The organism is Ignavibacteriota bacterium (assembly GCA_013285405.1).
Lineage (GTDB): Bacteria > Bacteroidota > Ignavibacteria > Ignavibacteriales > Ignavibacteriaceae > IGN2.
Window position 1 is genome coordinate 2,624,405 of sequence record CP053446.1, and the last position, 21,093, is coordinate 2,645,497.

Below are 21,093 nucleotides of genomic sequence, written 5' to 3' on the forward strand. Positions count from 1 at the left end.
AAATAATATAATAACATTTGAATAGACTTTTACCATTAATAATAATTTTAGCTGAACATACCCTGACTCCAATTAATAAAATACTGTCAATCATAATATTAGCAGGACTTGTCTTCAATTTCACTCATTCAGAAATTATTGATCAGATTGAAGGAAACAGCGAATGTAAAACTATGTTTGATTATTGTACGCTCGTCAAATCAGCTTCGATAAGTACTTACTCTGTTAATAAAATTCTGGGGAATGATTATTTCTTAATAGATATTATCTATCAGGATGATACTTACCATTCTCAAAACTCAAATGCATTTTATCAAAAGCATCAGAATTTTAATTTTCATCATTTAGAAAATCCTGCAATTCATATTATTAACCAATCATTTCTTATCTGATTTTTACCGGTCAACTTATCTAATCCAGCTATTGGCTTTCTGCCGATTGACATAATATTAACATTCAGGAATATCTATGAACAAAATATTTATCTTGTTTATATCTATAAGTTTATTTTTGTATGGATATGCACAGGATTTAAACGAGAGTAACAGTATCACTTTAACCGAAGCGATTGAAATCGGATTAAAAAATAATCCGGTTATCAAATCTGCTTATGAAAATATTTCAGCAGTTGAAGGAAAATTCTGGAGCGGGATATCTTTACCATCTCCGGAAATAGGTGTCAGCTATGAATTTGTTCCGCTTGGTTCGGGTTTAAACAATTACGAAGAACGAACTTTTGGAATCAGTCAGGCATTTGAATTTCCCACAAATTATTTTTTAAGAGGTTCTATCTCTGGTGATGAAAATGATATCGCTTACTTAAATTTTAAGCAGAGTGAAATTCAGATCACTCGTCAGATAAAAACTGCATACTACAATGTACTTGCAAAGCAAAAACTTCTTGCGATTGCAAAAGAGAATCTGCAAATCGCTGATGATTTTTCTAAGAAAGCTGAAATAAGATATAATGTTGGCGAAGGAACTAATCTTGAAAGATTAACAGCAAAAGTTCAGTTTACTGAAGCAAAGAATATTCTGGCTCTTGCTCAGAATGAATTGAAATCTTCTTTCGCCGAATTGAATTATTCATTAGGGTACAGCAGACTCTCAGATGAAAAATTTATTTTAATCGATAGCCTTGCTTTTTCAAAATTCGATACTCTGTCATTTGAAAATTTGTATCACCTTTCATTAAGCTCAAACCAGCAGATAAAAATATCCGAACTAAACGTCAATGCTTTGTCAACAGAGAGAACTCTTGCATGGTCTTCTTTACTTCCTGGTTTTAACATTTCATATTTCAGGCAAAGTCTGGGAAGTGATAATAATTATTACGGAGCTTCGCTTGATATTTCTGTTCCGCTTTGGTTTCTTTTTGATAACCGTGGTCAGATACAATACGCTTCTGCAAAAGTTAATATCGCTGAATCTGAGTTGGTATCAGTGAAGAACGAAGTTTATCTCAATCTGACAAATGCATATAACGATTATTCAAATAACCTGCAGCAGGTCAGTCTTTATCAAGAACATATTTTACCGCAGGCAGAAGAAGTTTATCGCTCAGCTTCCGCAAGCTACGATGCTGGTGAGATTACCTATATTGAATATCTGCAGGCACGTCAAACTATAATATCCTCAGAGAAAAATTATACTGAAGCATTACTTAATTATTATCGTTCGATATTTTCTCTCGAAGAGATTGTCGGACAAAAACTTTTGAACTAATATGAAGGAGTTTTAAGTGGAAATAAAATTATTAAAAATCATTCTTGCGACCATTATTTCACTGTCATTGATGAGGTGTGGTAGTGAAGAACAAGTACACGATGAGCATTCTGAAGAAAGTCATCACGAAGAATCACATTCTGAATCGATAATGATACCGGAGGTATCTATAAAAGAAATTGGTTTAAAAACTGAAACTGTTACATTAAAACCTTTTACTGGCTTAATGAAGATTCCGGCAATAGTCACAACGAATCAGAATTTTGAGGCTCAGGTCGGTTCTTTGGTTCAGGGACGTGTTCACAAGGTTTTTGTAAATGCTGGTGATTATGTAAAAGCAGGTCAGGAATTGATGCTCGTTGAAGGATTGGAAATCGGTGAAATAAAAGCTGGCTATTTAAAAGCAAAAGCAAATCTTGATTTTCATCTGGCAAACTTTGAACGGCAGAAAAAGCTTATCGAACAAAATGTTGGCTCTCAGAAATCATTTCTCGAGTCGCAGGCTGAATATGAAAAAGCACTCGCAGAATTTAATGCAGAAGATAAAAAAATTCACTCGATCGGATTAAATGATGAAGATGTTCTCAACGGAAATGGTAATCATCCTGATCAACATACTTCAGGAACCTTACCTGTGAAAGCACCAATTGATGGAATAGTTGTTGAAAGAAATGTTGTTATCGGTCAGTTGGTTGATGGAACTACAAATGCATTTAAAATAATAAGCACTGCTTCCGTTTGGATTGATGGTCAGATTTATGAAAAAGATTTTTCAAGAATAAATCAAAAAACAAAAGTTGATTTTATCTCATCAACATATCCCGGTGAAAAATTCAGCGGCTCAATTATAAATATTGGTCAGACAATAGATGAAAGATCCAGAACGATTACAATCAGGGCTGAATTCAGAAATCCGGATAGAAGATTAAAACCACAAATGTTTGGCGAAATGCTTATCCCATCAAATGAAAATTCGACAGCAATTCTTATTCCTGCTGAATCAATTATAAAAATTGAAAATCAGGATTATGTATTTGTTCGGTTAGAAGATTATTCATTTCAAAAACGGAAAGTAGTTCCGGGTTCTTTAATGAATGAATTAATTGAGATCAAGGAAGGATTAAATGAAAATGAGCAGGTCGTTATCAAAGGAGCTTTTTATCTGAAATCTGAATCACTAAAAGATCAATTAGAGGAGCATGATCACTGATGCTTGAAAAAATAATTTCATATACTTTGAAGCAGAAAGGATTTGTAATATTCCTTTCTCTTACAATTGTCATGTTCGGTATTTATTCGTTTGTGAAGTTGCCAATTGATGCGTTTCCTGATGTAACAAATATTCAGGTAGAAGTTGTGAGCTATGCAGATGGTTTGTCCGCAATTGAAATTGAGCGATCAGTTACTTATCCGATTGAAATGTCAATGCGTGGTTTACCTGGTGTAAAGCAAATGCGTTCAGTTACAAAATTTGGTCTGTCACTCATCACAATTGTGTTCGAAGATGACATGGATATTTATTTTGCACGCCAGCTTGTTTTTGAAAGACTCAATGAAGCGAAAGAAAATGTTCCTGATGGTGTGGAAGTTTCGATGGGTCCGGTTGCAACCGTGATGGGCGAGATTTATCAATTCACACTCAATGGTAAAATGCCTGAGGATACTTCCGAACGACAAAAATATTTCACTGAGTTAAGAACATTGCAGGAATGGATTGTAACTCCATTGTTAAAAAATGTTCCCGGAGTAAATGAGATAAATTCTTTCGGCGGTTATTTCAAACAATACCAGGTGATTGTGTATCCTGATAAGCTGCTCAAATATGATATAACAGTTGACGATGTATTCACGTCAATCGAAAACAATAATAAAAATGTAGGCGGTAGCATAATTGAAAGATATTCGGAACAATATATCGTCAGAGGAGTTGGTCTTATAAAGAATATTCCTGACCTCGAAAATATTGTACTTAAATCTTATAACGGAACTCCTGTTTATGTAAAAAATGTTGCGGATGTGCAAATTGGTGAAGCAGTGAGGCAGGGAGCTGCTATAATAAATGGCAAGGAGGAAGCAGTTGGTGGAATTGTTATGATGCTGCGAGGTGAAAACAGCCGCGAGGTTGTTGGTCGTGTTAAGGAAAAGGTAAAAGAAATAAATGATAACAATATTCTTCCTGACGGAATTAAAATCGTTCCCTACTATGACCGGACAGATATCGTTGATGCGAGTGTGAGTACAGTAACAACGGCATTGATTGAAGGCTCCATACTTGTATTAATTATTCTTTATCTCCTTCTAAGAAGTTTTCGTGGTTCAGTTGTTGTACTTATTGCTCTCCCGCTTTCATTACTAACCACCTTCATTGTTATGAAATTAGTTGGCTTAAGCGCAAATCTTATGTCGCTTGGCGGATTAGCCATCTCAATAGGAATGATAATAGATGCAACGATCATCCAGGTTGAAAATGTCCAGCGTCATTTAAGTGAGAATGGTCATCCCGAAAGAAAATTTTCGACAGTCTTGAAAGCAGTGCTCGAAGTAAGAAAACCAAGCATTTTTGGTGAACTAATTATTGCAGTAACTTTTATTCCCGTTCTTTCTCTTGAAGGAATAGAAGGGAAAATGTTTGGTCCGCTTGCTCTGACGGTCGCAATTGCACTTTTATCATCATTATTTCTTTCCATCTTTGTTATTCCTGTACTTTGTGCAATATTTTTAAAATCTGAACAGGAAAAAGAAAGTGTGATAATGAAATTTTTGAAAAGACGATACATTCCTGTTCTGCAGTATTGTATGAGAAAAAGAAAATCAATGCTGGCAGTTGCAGGAATTTTTCTTGTAGTATCTCTGATTATTCTTCCGCGTTTAGGTACAGAATTCATCCCGATTATGGATGAAGGATCTTTTGATATGGATGTTGCTCTTTTACCAGGAGTATCTTTGGAAAAAGCATTGGAAATAAACAAACTTGTTGGTGAAAAATTGAAAAAGTTTCCTGAACTCAAAACTGTTGTTTCCAGAACGGGTCAAACAGGAGTTGCGCTTGATACACGCGGTGTTGACAAAACAGGATACGTTGGAGTGTTCTATCCAAAAGATGAATGGGTAAGTATTAAAAGCCGTGATGTTATTACTAATGAAATGAGACAATCAATTGAAGAGATTCCGGGAATCGGTATTGGATTTAGCCAACCTATTCAGTGCAGGATTGATGAAATTGTTGCCGGAACACGTGCACAATTAATTATAAAACTTTTTGGTGAAGATATTAATCTGCTTAAAAGCAAAGCTGATGAAATCGCACGCATTCTCTCAAAAGTTGATGGTGTAACTGATCTGCTGACTGAAAAAGTATCCGGTCAGCCGTATCTTACAATAGAAACAGACAGAAGTAAAATTGCACGCTATGGTTTGAATATAAATGATGTTCAAAAAATAATTGAGGTAGCAATTGCTGGAAAATCAGCTTCAAAATTTTATGAAGAGAATCGTAATTTTGATATTATTGTTCGTCTTCCGGAAGAAAACCGCAATTCCATAGAAACCATCGGAAATATTTTGATTCCAACAAATTCAGAATTAAAAATTCCACTCAGTCAGCTTGCAGAAATTTCACTGAGTGAAGGTCCGGTTCAGATTAGCCGCGAAGATGGTTTGCGAAGAATTGGTATCGAAATGAATATTTCCGGAAGAGATATTGGCAGCTTTGTTAAAGAAGCAAAAGAAAAGATCAAAGAAAATGTTGATCTTCCAGCCGGATATTTTTTAACATGGGGCGGACAGTTTGAAAATCAGCAGCGCGCAATGGCTAAACTTATGATCATCGGACCTGTTGCAGTCGGACTGATCCTGCTTTTATTGTTTGTAACTTTTCGATCTTTAAGATTAGCGTTACTTGTTATTTCAAATTTGCCATTTGCATTAATTGGTGGTGTGTTATCATTATGGATATCAGGTTTATATTTATCAGTTCCTGCTTCAGTCGGCTTTATCGTATTATTTGGTGTTGCAGTGTTGAATGGGGTGGTACTTGTATCTTACATCGCTCAATTACGTGATGAAGAAGGACTTAGCATTAACGATGCTATTCTAAAAGGAAGTGTTAACAGATTAAGACCTGTTTTGATGACAGCTTCCATCGCAGTGTTTAGTTTGCTCCCCATGTTATTTACAACCGGCACTGGTTCTGAAATACAAAAACCACTTGCAACTGTTGTAGTTGGCGGTTTGATTACATCAACACTTTTAACACTGCTTCTGATTCCATCTATGTACAGCTGGTTTGAAAAGAAAAAAGTCAAAAATGGAATGTAAGATTTGAGGGGATGCCATTTAATTAATTCATTCTGAAATATGCCGTGCTGCAGTTATCAAAATAAAGTTATGTGCTTAAGTTTGATTATGCACTGGAGGAAATGCTGTCACGATATGAATAAAAATTGTCAAAAGAAATAAATTGAATATATTTATCAGTAATAAAAATGACGCATAATCATTCACATACACACAATACTGAGAATTATAGCAGAGCTTTTATAATTGGCATAGCTCTTAATTTTATTTATATCCTTATAGAGGTAGTGTATGGTGTTATGATAAACTCAATGGCATTAATTGCCGATGCCGGTCATAACTTTAGTGATGTGCTTGGACTTCTTCTCGCCTGGGGAGCTGCTTATCTGGCTAAAAGTGCTGCAACAAAAAAAAGAACTTACGGTTTCAGAAAATCAACAATACTTGCTGCACTGTTCAATGCAATATTATTATTGATTGCCGTTGGTGCAATAGCTATTGAAGCAGTCAGAAAATTTTTTTCCCCAGAACCTGTTCAGGGTTCCGTTATGATGATTGTTGCAGCGATTGGTGTTGTGGTGAATGCTGTTACTGCATTTCTGTTCATTAAAGGCAGAGAAAAAGATTTGAACATTCATGGTGCTTTTCTTCATATGGCTGCTGATGCCGGAGTTTCTCTCGGAGTTGTACTTGCAGGACTAATCATTGTTTCAACAGGTTGGCTCTGGGTTGATCCTGCAATTAGTCTTGTTATCGTCGTTGTCATCACAGTTGGGACATGGGGATTACTCAGAGATTCTTTTCATCTTTCTATGGATGCTGTGCCGAAAGGAATAGATCTGAATCAAGTTTCTGATTATCTCCAATCAATTAATGGAGTCAAGGAAGTTCATGATTTACACATCTGGGCAATGAGCACTACGGAAATTGCTTTAACTGCACATCTCGTAATTCCTGATGAAACCAAAGATGATTTCTTTCTGAAAAAGATTTGTGTTGAACTGCACTCACGTTTTGGGATAGAACATTCAACAATTCAGGTTGAAAAATCGGCGCAGAGTGCAAATTGTGAGCACCGAAACGTTTAGCAGCTCTGCAAATCATATATTCCCAATATAATTTCTTTATTTCGTCCCTTACGGGACTTTCAGTTTTTGATATGATTATCGTGTTTTATAAATATTATGTCCCTAACGGGACAAAAAAACTTTTTATATTTGTTTAACACTGCAAAAATCCCGCAGGGATTTAATAATTATAGACATGTTTCCAACCGTATGAATAAAAGTCCCGTCAGGGACGACATGGCTTTTCATCAATAAGCAATTTAGAAATTCATTTGCACAACTAAGCATTATTATCCTTAAATTTCGTTAGTAATTTTCCTCTGATTATTAGGAGATTTCTGATGAAAGACACACCAATCAACTACGAAATAGTTTCAAAAAAAATAAAAGAAAGCCGTATTGAAAAAATTGGTACGGCATCTATTCGCGAATTAAAAAAACTTGTTGATGATATAGAAAAGTCAACCGGTGAAAGATTCGTACGAATGGAAATGGGAATTCCGGGATTACCTGCTGCGGAAATTGGAATTAATGCCGAGATTGAAGCAATGAGAAAAGGTATCGCCAATACTTATCCGGATATTCAGGGAATTCCACAATTAAAAACAGAAGCTTCCCGTTTTGTAAAATTATTTTTGAATATTGATGTTGATCCGGAAGGTTGTATTCCCACTGTTGGTTCGATGCAGGGAAGTTTTGCTTCCTTCCTGATTACCAGCCGGATGAACGCCAGACAAGATACAATTCTCTTTCTTGATCCGGGATTTCCGGTTCATAAACAACAACTAAAAGTTCTCGGACAGAAGTTTGAAACTTTTGATGTGTATGATTTTCGCGGCGATAAATTAAAAGCCAAAATTGAATCGTATTTATCAAAAGGAAATATTGCTGCAATGCTTTATTCCAATCCTAATAATCCTTCCTGGATTTGTTTTACGGAAAAGGAATTGAAAATCATTGCTGAACTTGCTGATAAGTATAGTGTTGTTGTGCTTGAGGACCTTGCATACGTTGCGATGGATTTCAGAAAAGATCTTTATCATCCGGGAAAACCACCTTACCAGGCAACAGCAGCAAGATACACAGATAATTATATTTTATTTATCTCGAGTTCCAAAGCTTTCAGTTATGCCGGGCAAAGGATCGGACTTTTGATTATGTCAGATAAACTCTATGAAAAAAAATGTCCTGATTTAAAAAGATATTATACAACTGATATTTTCGGAAGAGCAATGATTTTTGGAACAGTTTATCCTTTGAGTGCCGGTGTTACACATTCCGTTCAGTATGCATTTGCAGCAATGCTTAAAGCAGCAAATGATAATGAATTTAATTTTGTGGAGATTGTAAAAGAATACGGTGAGAAGGCAAAGATCATGAAAAAACTTTTTACCGATAATGGTTTTTATATTGTTTATGATAAAGATGAGAATGATCCGATTGCAGATGGATTTTATTTCACCTATGCTTATCCTGATTTCTCAGGTGAAAAACTTCTCGAAGAGATGCTTTATTACGGAATAAGTGCTATTTCACTTGCGATCACCGGAAGTCAGCGATTGGAAGGTATCAGAGCTTGCGTTTCTCTTGTTCAACGTGATCAATTTCCTGACCTGGAAAATCGCTTAAAAAAATTCCACGAAGATCATCGACCGAATTGATTCTACAAAATGTTTGTTAAACGAACTGATGATGACTAAATTCACAATTAGAATTCAAATTATTATACCAAACATTTTATTATGAAAGTTCACGAGTTACTAAGCACAGGAAATATTTTAACCAATTTCAAAAGTGTACATAAGGATGACGTTATTAATGAACTCATCGATTTACTTAATGCTGATAGTCGGGTAACTGATCTTGAAGAAATAAGAAAATGTGTTTTTGAAAGAGAAGAAAAAATGTCAACAGGTGTTGGAAAAGGATTTGCAATTCCTCACGGCAAGACAAATTCAGTTACGGATATTATTGCTGCTTTTGGTAAAAGTGAAACTCCAATTGAGTACGATTCCCTCGATGGAGAACCTGTTCATCTTATCTTTTTGCTTATTGGAAAAGAGACGTTACTTGCTAAACACATTAAGCTGCTAAGCAGAATCTCGAGGTTGATGAACAATGAAGAGTTCAGGAAAAAACTGATTGATGCAGATAGTCCTGAATCTATATTGAAAATATTCCATGATGAAGAACAGAGCTATTCAGATGTTTAATCAGAACATCACAAATCTATTCCTCCCAAAAAAATGATTAAGGCAGTAACCGGAACAAAAGATATTCTTCCATCTGATATTCCACGATGGAAATATCTTGAGAAAACTGTTGAAAGAATTTTCAGTAATTTTAATTATAAGGAAATCCGAACACCGGTATTTGAAGAGACATCATTATTTGCAAGAGGAATTGGTGAAGAAACTGATATCGTTGGAAAAGAAATGTACACTTTTAAAGATAGAAGTGATACAAGTTTAACTCTTAAACCTGAAATGACAGCATCGGTCGTACGTTCTTTTGTTGAACATTCACTCGGTGCACAGCAGTCATTAGTAAAATTATTTTATATCTCACCGATGTTCCGGCAGGAAAGACCACAGGCAGGAAGGTTCAGACAATTTCATCAGTTTGGTGCTGAAGCAATCGGAAGCAAGTCTCCTTTGCTCGATGCTGAAATGATACAGATGGCTTATGAAATATTTAAATCACTTGGATTAAAAAACCTCACGGTAAAAATAAACTCACTTGGCACTCCTGAAACGAGGGAGAATTATAAAAAGATTCTGAAAAATTTTCTGGAAGATAAAAAGAATAATCTTTCTGAAGACAGCAGAAGAAGATTTGAAACGAATATCCTGAGAATATTTGACAGCAAAGTTGAATCAGATCAAAAAATAATTAAGGATGCACCGAAGCTAATCGATCATCTTGATGAAGAAAGTAAAAATGATTTTGATGTTGTGAAAGATCAATTAAAAAAATCAAATATTCCGTTTATAATTGATTCAACTCTTGTAAGAGGATTAGACTATTATACAAAACTTACATTTGAAATAGACAGCGGGAGTGTTGGTGCACAAACAGCTTTGTGTGGTGGTGGAAGATACGATTTGCTTATTGAAAATATCGGAGGAAAACCAACTCCTGCAACCGGATTTGCTGCAGGTATCGAAAGAATTCTACTTGCCTGTGAGAATGAAAAAAGTTTTATTGTTCCGATTGCTACGATTGATGTTTATCTGATCAGAATTGATAATGATTTAGAGATTGTTGTCAGTGAACTCGCAGTAAAATTGCGCAAAGAAAATCTCTCCGTTGATTTTGATTATCTGCAGAGAAGTGTTAAAGCACAAATGCGCGAAGCAAATAAGTTGAATGCAAAGTATGTGCTATTTATTGGCGGCGATGAATACAAACAAGGAATGATAAATTTGAAAAATATGGCTACCGGTGTTGAAGAGAAAGTTGCAATTACTGAAATCAGTAAAACAATTACAAGAATTAAAACTAACCCAATTTCTTAAAGAAATTGGGTTAGTCTGAAAGTTAAAATGCCATATCGAATAAATTCCTCCTATAAAAATCAGTTCTATCATGTTTATAATCGAGGTAATAATCGGAATAATATTTTTTTTGAACTAAAAAATTATTATTACTTTCTAAGAAATATTAAAGAAAAATTTTATGATGGTATTGAACTGATTGCGTACTGCCTTATGCCAAATCATTATCACCTGGTGGTAAGAATTAAGAATGATGGTGAACTTGAAAAAGCAATGCAAAAAATATCTACCGGTTATACGAGGGCAATAAATAAAGCTTATCAGAGAACAGGTCACTTATTTACTGGAAGATATAAGAATAAACTTATTCCGGGTGATAATTACTTGATCCATTTAGTCAGATATATCCATCTTAACCCGATTAGAGCAGGATTGGTAAACAAAATAGAAGATTGGGAGTTTTCAAGCTATAACGAATATTTGAATTTGAGGGGGAGCGAAGTTATTAATACAAATATTTTATTTGAATATTTTAAAACAAAAATGGCATTCATAGATTTTCATAATAATTTTCAGGAGGAGCAGAATCACTATGTCAAAGATCTATTATTGTATTGAGAGGGAGGAACAAACCCAATTTCTTAAAGAAATTGGGTTTGTGTCAGTTAAATGAACATAATCATCGGAAGAAAACCTGTACTTGAAGCTCTAAACTCAGAAGAAGAAATTGAACAAGTTTACATTCTTTTTGGTCAGCAGGGAAATATAATTAATGCGATCCGGGTTGCAGCAAAAAAACGAGGAATAAAATGCAACCAGATTCCACTTGAAAGATTTAAAACTTACACACCAGACCTACCTGACCGGCAGGCATGCAAAAACTCGCAAGGTGTTATTGCACTTAAACAGGATTTCAAATTTTCTACACTTGACGAAATACTTCGAAAAGCCCTCTCCTTCGGAGAGGGTTTGGGAGAGGCACTTATTTTAATTCTTGATGAAATTCAGGATCCACATAACGTTGGTGCAATACTTCGTTCTGCTGAATGCAGCGGAGTGAACGGGGTTATTCTAACAAAACATAATAGCGCAACAATCACATCAACAGTTGTAAAAGTTTCTGCAGGTGCAACTGAACATTTGAAGATCTGCCAGGTAAATAATCTTTCGCAAACAATTGATGAACTGAAAGAAAAAGGTTTCTGGATAGTTGGTTCATCGCTTGAAAATGCAAAAAACTACAATGAAGTTGATTACAAAATTCCGATTGCATTGATAGTGGGCAATGAAGAAAAAGGAATCAGAAAACTCACTGCAAGCAAGTGTGACTTTTTAATTAAGATTCCGATGAGTGGAAAAATCCAATCGCTGAATGTTTCTGTTGCAACAGGAATTTTACTCTTCGAAATACTCCGCCAAAGACAATTGAATTAACTGGTGTCATTCTGAGGAACGAAGTGACGAAGAATCTTTAATAGTAGTTAGTATTGAGACTCTTCATTTTGCTCAGTGAGACAGAATTTTAATCGCTTTTTAAGTTGACATCCTCGTAATATTTCCTTACGTTTCATACCAACAATCAGGAGGAGTTATGAAAAAGTTAGCAGCAATTTTATTTGTTTGCTTATTTACAAATAATTTTTCACAAACAAACGTCTCACCGCAATTCTCTGAGCTGAAGGGAATAGAAGATCAGCTTGGTAACACACATTTGTTTTATAGGATTTATGAGTACTTTTCTAATCAATATGGTTTCTCACAGGACAATAGCATTTATCATTTTATTCCTGCTACAACAATAGATAGTCTGTTTTTATCTGACTACATTTACTCAAGTCCGGTTATGGAAGCAGGTAGATTTGTATATGACTATGATTTTTGGGATGAAAATTTTATTGAATTTATTTTTTGTGGTATGACTGCATTTGGACCAGAGCCAATAGCATACATTGAAAGATTTGATGGTAATACAAATTATTATCAGTGGGGTGAGATTAATAGCATTGAGATTTCAAATCAGGATGACAGCTTGATATATGCCGGAGGAGAAATTTTTTCCGCTTTGGAGAAGTCAATTGTCAGCACAGATGGTGGATGGAATTGGACCTCAATAGATGATACTCTCACTTTTTTATCATTAAATCCGTTCAATGATAATATTTTATTTCTTGAAGGTTTCTATGGTTTCTTATATAGATCAACAGATGCAGGAAACACTTTCAATTTAGTTGATGTTTTAAATCAACCGGCTCATTCAACATCATTTATCTATGATCCGGATCAATTACATATTTACAGGTTGTTTGCAAATCAAACTTTACGAGTTTCTTCAAACAATGGCGAACCATTTTCCTGGGCAACAAAATATTCCAGCGATTCTGAAATTTTTATAAGTATCGATGAATCAACTTCAGGAACAATTTATTTAGCTGACAAGAAAAACATTTTAGTATCGACAGATTACGGTAACAACTTCACTCTTTACAAAACCTTGGAAAGAAAAATCGTTGGCATTTACAAAAAGCCAAATTCCGATAAACTCTATGCTGCAACAAAGTATAAGATTTATGAAATAACTCCTGATACAATTCAGGTAATAAAAAGCCTTCCAGCGATTGATGACCTCCAGTGGTATCCATTTTCAATTGGCAACAAGTGGGTCTTCGAAAATTATCGACAGGAATTTAATCCTCCAGGTATTAAAGAATTTATCGGATTAAGTATAATGGAAATAGCAGGAGATACATCAATCAACGGTAAGATCTATTATAAATTAATGAATGAGCCATTGTATTGGAATATTGATGTTGGTTTAATTAGACAAGATTCTTTAAATGCAAAATTGTTTATTTACTTACCTGAAGAAAATGAGGAAGTACTATATGAAGATTTTTTAGCACAGGTTGGAGACACTATCTGGGTTGACTCGATAGAATATAAAATTCTTCAAAATGAAGAACCTTTTTCTGTTTGGGGAATAAACACTTACAAAAGAACAATAGATTATCAATTTCGATTTCAGGAATATGAATTAGTAAAGGATATTGGTTTGTATGAATTGGGATTTTCCGATTTCTTTGCGAGATATACAATGGAACTAAAAGGCTGCATAATTGATGAAGTAGTTTACGGTGATACAACAACTGTTGGAGTCGATAATGATGAAACACAAATAGTAAGTGAATTCAAACTCGAGCAGAATTATCCAAATCCGTTTAATCCAAATACAGTAATCAGTTATCAGTTACCAGTAACCAGTAATGTCACACTAAAAGTTTATGATATTCTTGGTAATGAAATAGCGACACTTGTTAACGAAGAAAAACAGCCCGGAACTTATGAGGTCGAATTCAATGTAGGGACAAGTCGTAACTTGTCCTTGACGAGTGGAATTTATTTTTATCAGTTAAAAGCCGGTTCATTTATTCAAACTAAAAAAATGGTTTATTTAAAGTAGGGAGACTACAAATGAAAAAGTTTTCTATAATCTTTTTACTGCTGTTCAACACTTACTTATTTTCTCAATCATATTCTCATATTACTGAATTGAGGGGACTTGAAGATTCACTTGGTACCACTCATCTGTTTTACAGATATATCTCTCCGCATTCCGGTTGCTGGTCAAGGAATATTTTTCACTATGATTTGCAAAATTATATAGACACACTATTTATTCCGGATTTCGGTTACGAGGTGATACCGGAATGGGGATGCGAAGGAGATTTTGTAAATGATTATGAATTCTTCAATAATATCCCTGCAAAATATTTTTATTGCGGCTATCATCTTTGGATTGATCCTGTTGCATTATTGAGGAGATATGATGGTGATATCCCGATTGAAACATTTGCCTTGACAGAATTAGAAATATTTAAATTTAATGAAAGCCTCGTTTATGCATCAGATGGCCAGAGATTATTTAAATCAACAGACGGTGGTTACAATTTTGAATTCGATGATAGTTCGCAGCTTATTGATGCTTCGATAATTTCACTAAGTCACAACAATGATTCCCAGATTTACGGAGTAAACAATAATCAACTCGTTCGTTCTGAGGATGATGGTTTGAGCTACATTATTGTTGATAACTCATACTGGGTAGAAAACTCTGAATTATATTATGATGTCGACGGTGAACATATATATGGATTATCTGGAGCATTCAATTTTCAATTACAGACGTACTTATCCAATATTTATATATCTGATGATGATGGAAATCCATTCACCTGGAATAGTATTTTAGAATACCAGGGCAGAGTTTGGTTTGCAAATGACGAAATTAACACTGGAGAAATTTATTATTCAATGAGGAATAAAATTTTTAAATCAACAGATTTTGGGAGTTCATTCCTTTTATACAGACAGCTAGATAGAAACATTTCCGGGTTGTACAAAAAATCAGGGACAAATGTTTTATATGCATCAACTCCACTAAGAATTTACGAAATCACTCCTGATACAATTCTGGCGATTAAAAATTTGTCAGTACCGGAAACGGCATTAAAATTTTATCCTCTCGAAATCGGTAACCGATGGGTTTATGATAAATACACATATATTGAATGGAACACTTATCATGATTTTTATATTCGGGAGATAACTCGGGATACTGTACTATCAAATGGAAAAAAGTACTATCAGATAGAAGAGTACGATTTCGGTCAACCTTATATAAATTATTCTTTTGAAAGGATTGATTCATCCCAGGGAATGATTTACAGATACGACAATACTCAAGGATTACCTGAAGATGAATATTTAATAGATGATTTGCTTGCAATTATTGGGGATACTATACAAAGTTTTAGGATGGGCTATCCATGGATAGATGGATACACTTTACTCCTGGAAGAAAGTATTTTTACTAAATGGGGATTAAGCAAACCGAAAAAAATCTTCGAGCAATATGATCTTATGATGCCACGATATTCATTAACACAGGATATAGGTTTGGATAGTTTAACGTATTCATTCGATTTTGGCTACACTGAAGCTTATCTTAAGGGTTGTGTAATCAATGATATTCTATTAGGAGATACAACAGTCGTTTCAGTTGAGGATGAAGAAATTCCAATCGCAACTGAATTCAGACTTGAGCAAAATTATCCCAATCCTTTCAATCCAAGCACAAAAATTAAATATCAAATACCGGCCACCCTAAATCCCTCCAAAGGAGGGACTTTAGTTCAATTAATTGTATATGATATTTTAGGGAATCAAATTGCAACACTTGTCAACGAGGAAAAACAATCGGGTGTTTATGAAGTAGAATTCGATGGTAGTAATCTTCCAAGCGGAATTTATTTTTATCAGCTTCGTACTGGAGACATTGTTCAAACAAAGAAAATGGTTTATTTGAAGTAGGAGGAATTATGAAAAAGTTAGCAGCAATTTTATTTGTTTGTCTGACGGCAAATAGTTTTTCTCAGACAAATATCCCACCACAATTCTCTGAGTTGAAGGGAATGGAAGATCAGCTTGGTAACACACATTTGTTTTACAGGATTTATACTGCAGGATCTGGATCAATGGGTTACTATTATTCAAATAGTATTTGGCGATTGGAACCATTTACAGGAATTAATACTTTCTTTTTAGGTGATGGTGGATTTGCAGATCAATTTGATCAGGTAAATGATCTTGAATTTTGGGGAAATGATTTCGAACGATATACTTATGCAGGCACACATATTTATATTGAGCCATTTCCTGAGGTTCATCGTTATGATCAATTGAATCCGATTTTTGCACCGCAAATTTGGGGAGTAAGTAGAAATATTGAGTTATCAAAACAAGATACTAATTTAATTATGTTTTCAGTTGATAATGGATTCAACTATAAAAGTACTGATTGGGGAAACAATTGGGATTCGGTTTCAATCGGTTTTGAAATATTATCTCTTTCACCATTCAACGATAAAATTTTATTTGCAAATCAAGTAATATCACTGTTGAAATCTACAGATGGCGGTAATACATTTTTCACTGTTGATACTGGGAAAATATATTCTCCGAATTTTATTTATGATAATGATGTATTACACATATATGCACTCAATAACAGATTTGGAAGTCATCTCATAGTATCAAATAATAAAGGTGAACCATTCTCCTGGCAAACAAAATATTCAAGCGATTCTGAAATTTTTATAAGTATCGATGAATCAACTTCAGGAACAATTTATTTAGCAGATAAAAAAAATATTTTTATCTCAACTAACTATGGAAATAATTTCAGTCTTTATAAAACTCTTGACAGAAAAATTGTTGGCATTTACAAAAAATCAAATTCAAATAAATTGTATGCTGTAACAAAATATAAAATTTATGAAATCACTCCTGATACAGTTCAGATGATTAAAAGTCTTCCGATACCACAAGAAATTTTAAACTTTTATCCACTTGCAATTGGAAATAAATGGATTTATAATACGTGGGGATGGTGGTGGGATGGTACGTATCATTCTTATAGTGGAATAACATCAAGAGAGGTTGTCGGTGATTCCATTATGCCAAATGGAAAGTTTTATTATAAGTTAAATGATCCGACAACGATGAATTATCCTTTTATTCTCTTTGAAAGGATTGATACAACATCAGGAAAAGTCTTTAGGTATGATAATACATTGGGATTGCCTGATGATGAATATCTGATTGAAGATTTATTTGCGGAAGTAGGAGACAGTATTTGGAGCAGCAGACACCAATATCAGGATTATGCACCATTTATTTGCATTGATGAAAGACCGTACAATTTTTGGGGAATACAAGGAGTAAGAAAAATATTTACAATTTATGATCTAACAGGATTTACATATTCACTTGCGCAAGGAATAGGAGTTGATAGTATGTATAGCAGCTTTGATTTTGGAGAAAATTTTACAACTCTCAAAGGCTGCATCATCGACGGAATTGTTTACGGCGATACAACAACAGTTGGAATTGAAGATGAAGAAACACCGATGGCAACTGAATTCAGACTTGAGCAGAATTATCCCAATCCTTTCAATCCAAATACAGTAATCAGTTATCAGTTACCAGTGATCAGTAATGTTACATTAAAAGTTTACGATATACTTGGAAATGAAATTGCAACACTCGTTAACGAAGAAAAACCTGCCGGCACTTACGAAGTTGAATTCAACAGTCATTCCGGCTTGTCCGGAATCAGAGATTTACCAAGCGGAATTTATTTCTATCAGTTATTAGTCTCGGCTGGGCGAAGCCCAGACGGAAAAGCTGGTTCGTTTGTTCAAACAAAGAAAATGGTTTTACTCAAATGATATGATCAGTTTCAGCTTCAAATACATTCTGCTAATCATATTATTTGTAAATAATAATGGTATTACACAAACCCTTTGGCAGAAATATCCTCAAAATCCTGTGCTTGGAAATGGAGCACAAGGTTTTTGGGATGATAGTGGTGTTTATGCCCCTTCAGTCGTTTTTGTTAACACAGTTTATAAAATGTTTTATGCAGGTTACAATGGTTTCAACTATCAAGTAGGTCTGGCTACTTCCACAGATAAGTTAAATTGGACCAGACATTTTTCTCTCCCGGTTCTTGAATATGGATCACCCGGAAGTTGGGATGCACGTTATGTAACTCAACCATCTGTATTGTTTATTAATGGCATCTATAAAATGTGGTATACAGGTTCTGCAGCTGATTTGCTTCCATTTTTCAAGATAGGTTATGCTATTTCTTCAAACGGAACTAACTGGGATAAATACGACTTCAATCCTGTTCTTTCGGCAAGCACTATTGGTAACTGGGACCCCGAAGGAATATCGAGTCCCTCCGTTATTTATAAAGATGGAATATATTATATGTGGTTCACTGGTCATAAAAATATCAGTTCAGCCATCGGTCTAGCAACATCTTCAAATGGAATAAATTGGGACTGGTACCAGGGAAATCCTGTACTGGAAGGCGATATTAATTCGTGGGATAAAAATGTTGCAAATTGCGAAGTACTCGAAATCGGTGGAAATTTTTTAATGTGGTTTTCCGGAAAAGATGGCAGCACTTCCAGGATTGGATTTGCAAATTCTGAAGACGGTGTTAACTGGGAAAAGTATCAAGGTAATCCAGTACTCGAAAATGGTCCGGGTTTCTGGGAACAGTTTTCAGTCGATGAGCCTGATATACTTTATATTGAAGGAGAATACTTGTATATGTGGTATTCAGGATTTGATAATCCGAATCATTCGCAGATTGGTTTTGCAAATCAACTTACAATTGGTGTTGAACAGGAAGGATTTCTATTAAATGAGTTTAATTTATTTCAGAACTATCCCAATCCTTTCAATCCAAATACAGTAATCAGTTATCAGTTACCAGTGATCAGTAATGTTACATTAAAAGTTTATGATCTTCTTGGAAGAGAAATTGTAACTCTTGTTAACGAAGAAAAACCTGCGGGCACTTACGAAGTTGAGTTCAACAGTCATTCCGGCTTGTCCGGAATCAGAGATTTGCCAAGCGGAATATATTTCTATCAATTAAAGACTGGAAATTATATCGAAACTAAAAAAATGTTGATGATTAAATGATGAAATCATTTTATCAGAAATCACGACCATTTCGGGAATTCTCTTAAAATAGGAAATGTTATGAAAAATATTTTACTCTTATATTTAATTTATTTTTCGGTTGCTTACTCACAATACATTCCAACTTATGTCGAATCGTCAAGTGGATTGAATAATCCATTTCTTGAGGGTGGAAGAACAGAAGTCGAACTTGCCGATATGAACAACGATGGCAATCTGGATATAATTTCTGTTGGTGATCACGGTTCGCCATATATTAATACTGCCGAACACGGAGTGATGATCTGGTTTGGAAATGGATCAGGTACCAACTGGTCGGTTGTTCAGATTGGAAATTTCGGATATGGCGGAGTTGCAATCGGCGATGTCAACAACGATGGAAAACTCGATGTTGGCTATGGAATTCATCATAATTATTCTGGTGAAGATCTTGGTGATCAGATACTCGAAGTTGCACTCGGAAATGGATTCGGAACAGACTGGACTGCCTGGGATAATGGACTTGCAACTAACGGAGAAAGCTGGGGAATGTTCTGTACTGATTTTGCTGATGTTGACTGCGATGGTGATCTTGATATCGGTTCAAATGCATTCGGTTGTTGTGCTGGTGTTCATATTTATTTGAATAACGCAAATGGAAGTTGGACTCAGTCATTTGGATTCACAGGTGGAAATTCTTCTATGGATTTTGTTTTTGGTGATGTTAATAACGATGGTTATCCTGATTTCGCAACTTCTCATCAGAATGGTACTGTTTACATCAATGATCATACAGGAAATTTTACAGTGGCACGTGCTGGTTACAGCGATGGACCTGATCTTGGTGATATTGATAACGATGGAACCGATGAACTTTCAATCGTAAATAATAACGGTGGTGTTGAAGTATGGAAATGGAGCGAAGGAAATAACTGGACTTCAATATCTAATGGGTTGCCTGTTTCAGGTGGATATGAAGCAACTCAGATTTATGATATGAATTCAGATGGTTTTGGTGAAGTTGCAGCTTTTGGAACCGGATTAATAACAATATGGCTTGGTGATGGTACAGGCAGCTGGATACAGGCTGCACAATTTAATTTACCATCACCTGGATATTTTAAAGCATTCAGAATTGACGGCGATGCTGATCATAATGGTTATGCTGATATTGTTCTGGTTGATGAAGAGGGAACCTGGATTAATTATCAAAATCATCTTCGGTTTTTCAAAGAGAGTTCACCCGCTGACAGTATCACAATCAGACCTGTTTATCCTTTCACAAATAAAAAAATAAATGTTCAAAGTGTTCAGACAATAAAATGGATTAGCGAAGTTCCATCTGGAGTTTCATCTCTCGTAAAACTTGAATTATCAACAAATGATATAAATGGTCCCTGGAATACTATTGCCGTCGATCTTCCAAACAATGGTCACTATCAGTGGATCATTCCGGAATCAGCAGCATCAACTGATACTTGCAGGATCCGATATACAGTTTATACCAGCACTGATACTATTTCCTCAATCAATCCTGAAGGATTTTTCATTATTGGTCAACTAGTAATATCAGACGAACAAAATAAAATTCCGGAAGAATTTATTCTTTATCAAAATTATCCTAATCCGTTTAATCCAAGTACAGTAATCAGTTATCAGTTGCCAGTAGCCAGTATTGTAACATTAAAAGTTTATGATATACTTGGTAATGAAATTGCAACTTTGGTAAACGGAGAAAAACCCGCCGGCAATTATGAAGTTGAATTTAACAGTCATTCCGGCTTGTCCGGAATCAGAGATTTACCAAGCGGAATTTATTTCTATCAGTTATTAGTCTCGGCTGGCCGAAGCCCAGACGGAAAAGCTGGCTCATTTGTTCAAACTAAAAAAATGGTTCTCATGAGATAAATTTCTTAATAAAAAAGGTTGGTACTTCCGAAATTATTTTTTAGTTTAGCTTTCAAGTTCAT

At 34.8% G+C, this 21,093-nt stretch carries 15 protein-coding genes; all 15 read left to right on the plus strand.

Features of this window, described 5'->3' with window-relative positions:
• Positions 1 to 17 precede the first annotated feature (17 nt).
• The 15 genes from HND39_11475 (at position 18) to HND39_11545 (ending at position 21,031) form a co-directional block, all read left to right on the plus strand.
• Positions 18 to 392, plus strand: a complete 375-nt coding sequence (locus HND39_11475) for a hypothetical protein (protein ID QKJ96849.1) — start codon at positions 18 to 20, stop codon at positions 390 to 392.
• A gap of 76 nt (positions 393 to 468) precedes the next feature.
• Positions 469 to 1,725 carry a TolC family protein gene (locus tag HND39_11480; GenBank protein QKJ96850.1) on the plus strand — a complete coding sequence of 419 codons (1,257 nt, stop codon included), beginning with the start codon at positions 469 to 471 and terminating at the stop codon, positions 1,723 to 1,725.
• Positions 1,726 to 1,741: 16 nt separating this feature from the next.
• On the plus strand, positions 1,742 to 2,935 hold the full coding sequence (locus HND39_11485) for an efflux RND transporter periplasmic adaptor subunit (GenBank protein QKJ96851.1): 1,194 nt from the start codon (positions 1,742 to 1,744) through the stop codon (positions 2,933 to 2,935).
• Positions 2,935 to 6,042: an efflux RND transporter permease subunit gene (locus HND39_11490; GenBank protein QKJ96852.1), complete on the plus strand. Its 3,108-nt coding sequence runs from the start codon at positions 2,935 to 2,937 to the stop codon at positions 6,040 to 6,042. The genes HND39_11485 and HND39_11490 overlap by 1 nt, the downstream gene beginning before the upstream one ends.
• 167 nt (positions 6,043 to 6,209) lie before the next feature.
• Positions 6,210 to 7,109, plus strand: coding sequence for a cation transporter (locus tag HND39_11495; GenBank protein QKJ96853.1), 900 nt, complete (start codon positions 6,210 to 6,212; stop codon positions 7,107 to 7,109).
• A gap of 320 nt (positions 7,110 to 7,429) precedes the next feature.
• A complete protein-coding gene (locus HND39_11500; protein QKJ96854.1) occupies positions 7,430 to 8,749 on the plus strand; it encodes a pyridoxal phosphate-dependent aminotransferase in 1,320 nt (439 codons plus the stop codon).
• 81 nt (positions 8,750 to 8,830) lie between these two features.
• A complete protein-coding gene (locus HND39_11505) occupies positions 8,831 to 9,301 on the plus strand; it encodes a PTS sugar transporter subunit IIA (protein QKJ96855.1) in 471 nt (156 codons plus the stop codon).
• 33 nt (positions 9,302 to 9,334) lie between these two features.
• Positions 9,335 to 10,606: a histidine--tRNA ligase gene (locus HND39_11510; GenBank protein ID QKJ96856.1), complete on the plus strand. Its 1,272-nt coding sequence runs from the start codon at positions 9,335 to 9,337 to the stop codon at positions 10,604 to 10,606.
• Between the two features lie 27 nt (positions 10,607 to 10,633).
• Positions 10,634 to 11,203, plus strand: coding sequence for a transposase (locus HND39_11515; GenBank protein ID QKJ96857.1), 570 nt, complete (start codon positions 10,634 to 10,636; stop codon positions 11,201 to 11,203).
• A gap of 51 nt (positions 11,204 to 11,254) precedes the next feature.
• Positions 11,255 to 12,019, plus strand: coding sequence for a 23S rRNA (guanosine(2251)-2'-O)-methyltransferase RlmB (rlmB, locus tag HND39_11520; protein QKJ96858.1), 765 nt, complete (start codon positions 11,255 to 11,257; stop codon positions 12,017 to 12,019).
• 1,342 nt (positions 12,020 to 13,361) lie between these two features.
• The gene (locus HND39_11525; protein QKJ97984.1) at positions 13,362 to 14,042 is read left to right on the plus strand and encodes a T9SS type A sorting domain-containing protein; all 681 of its coding nucleotides are present in this window, start codon (positions 13,362 to 13,364) and stop codon (positions 14,040 to 14,042) included.
• Positions 14,043 to 15,298: 1,256 nt separating this feature from the next.
• Positions 15,299 to 15,952, plus strand: coding sequence for a T9SS type A sorting domain-containing protein (locus HND39_11530; GenBank protein ID QKJ97985.1), 654 nt, complete (start codon positions 15,299 to 15,301; stop codon positions 15,950 to 15,952).
• A 989-nt stretch (positions 15,953 to 16,941) separates the two neighbouring features.
• Entirely contained in the window at positions 16,942 to 17,871 is a 930-nt protein-coding gene (locus HND39_11535; protein QKJ97986.1) for a T9SS type A sorting domain-containing protein, read from the plus strand.
• Positions 17,837 to 19,144: a T9SS type A sorting domain-containing protein gene (locus HND39_11540; GenBank protein QKJ96859.1), complete on the plus strand. Its 1,308-nt coding sequence runs from the start codon at positions 17,837 to 17,839 to the stop codon at positions 19,142 to 19,144. The genes HND39_11535 and HND39_11540 overlap by 35 nt, the downstream gene beginning before the upstream one ends.
• A 60-nt stretch (positions 19,145 to 19,204) precedes the next feature.
• Positions 19,205 to 21,031: a T9SS type A sorting domain-containing protein gene (locus tag HND39_11545; protein ID QKJ96860.1), complete on the plus strand. Its 1,827-nt coding sequence runs from the start codon at positions 19,205 to 19,207 to the stop codon at positions 21,029 to 21,031.
• Positions 21,032 to 21,093 lie beyond the last annotated feature (62 nt).

Excerpts from the sequence above, each read along its gene's own strand:
- HND39_11515 (QKJ96857.1), top strand. The coding sequence starts at position 10,634 with ATGCCATATCGAATAAATTCCTCCTATAAAAATCAGTTCTATCATGTT.
- HND39_11495 (QKJ96853.1), top strand. The coding sequence starts at position 6,210 with ATGACGCATAATCATTCACATACACACAATACTGAGAATTATAGCAGA.
- HND39_11480 (QKJ96850.1), top strand. The coding sequence starts at position 469 with ATGAACAAAATATTTATCTTGTTTATATCTATAAGTTTATTTTTGTAT.
- HND39_11525 (QKJ97984.1), top strand. The coding sequence starts at position 13,362 with ATGAATGAGCCATTGTATTGGAATATTGATGTTGGTTTAATTAGACAA.
- HND39_11545 (QKJ96860.1), top strand. The coding sequence starts at position 19,205 with ATGAAAAATATTTTACTCTTATATTTAATTTATTTTTCGGTTGCTTAC.
- HND39_11505 (QKJ96855.1), top strand. The coding sequence starts at position 8,831 with ATGAAAGTTCACGAGTTACTAAGCACAGGAAATATTTTAACCAATTTC.
- HND39_11500 (QKJ96854.1), top strand. The coding sequence starts at position 7,430 with ATGAAAGACACACCAATCAACTACGAAATAGTTTCAAAAAAAATAAAA.
- HND39_11535 (QKJ97986.1), top strand. The coding sequence starts at position 16,942 with ATGATTAAAAGTCTTCCGATACCACAAGAAATTTTAAACTTTTATCCA.
- HND39_11510 (QKJ96856.1), top strand. The coding sequence starts at position 9,335 with ATGATTAAGGCAGTAACCGGAACAAAAGATATTCTTCCATCTGATATT.
- rlmB (QKJ96858.1), top strand. The coding sequence starts at position 11,255 with ATGAACATAATCATCGGAAGAAAACCTGTACTTGAAGCTCTAAACTCA.
- HND39_11490 (QKJ96852.1), top strand. The coding sequence starts at position 2,935 with ATGCTTGAAAAAATAATTTCATATACTTTGAAGCAGAAAGGATTTGTA.
- HND39_11530 (QKJ97985.1), top strand. The coding sequence starts at position 15,299 with ATGATTTACAGATACGACAATACTCAAGGATTACCTGAAGATGAATAT.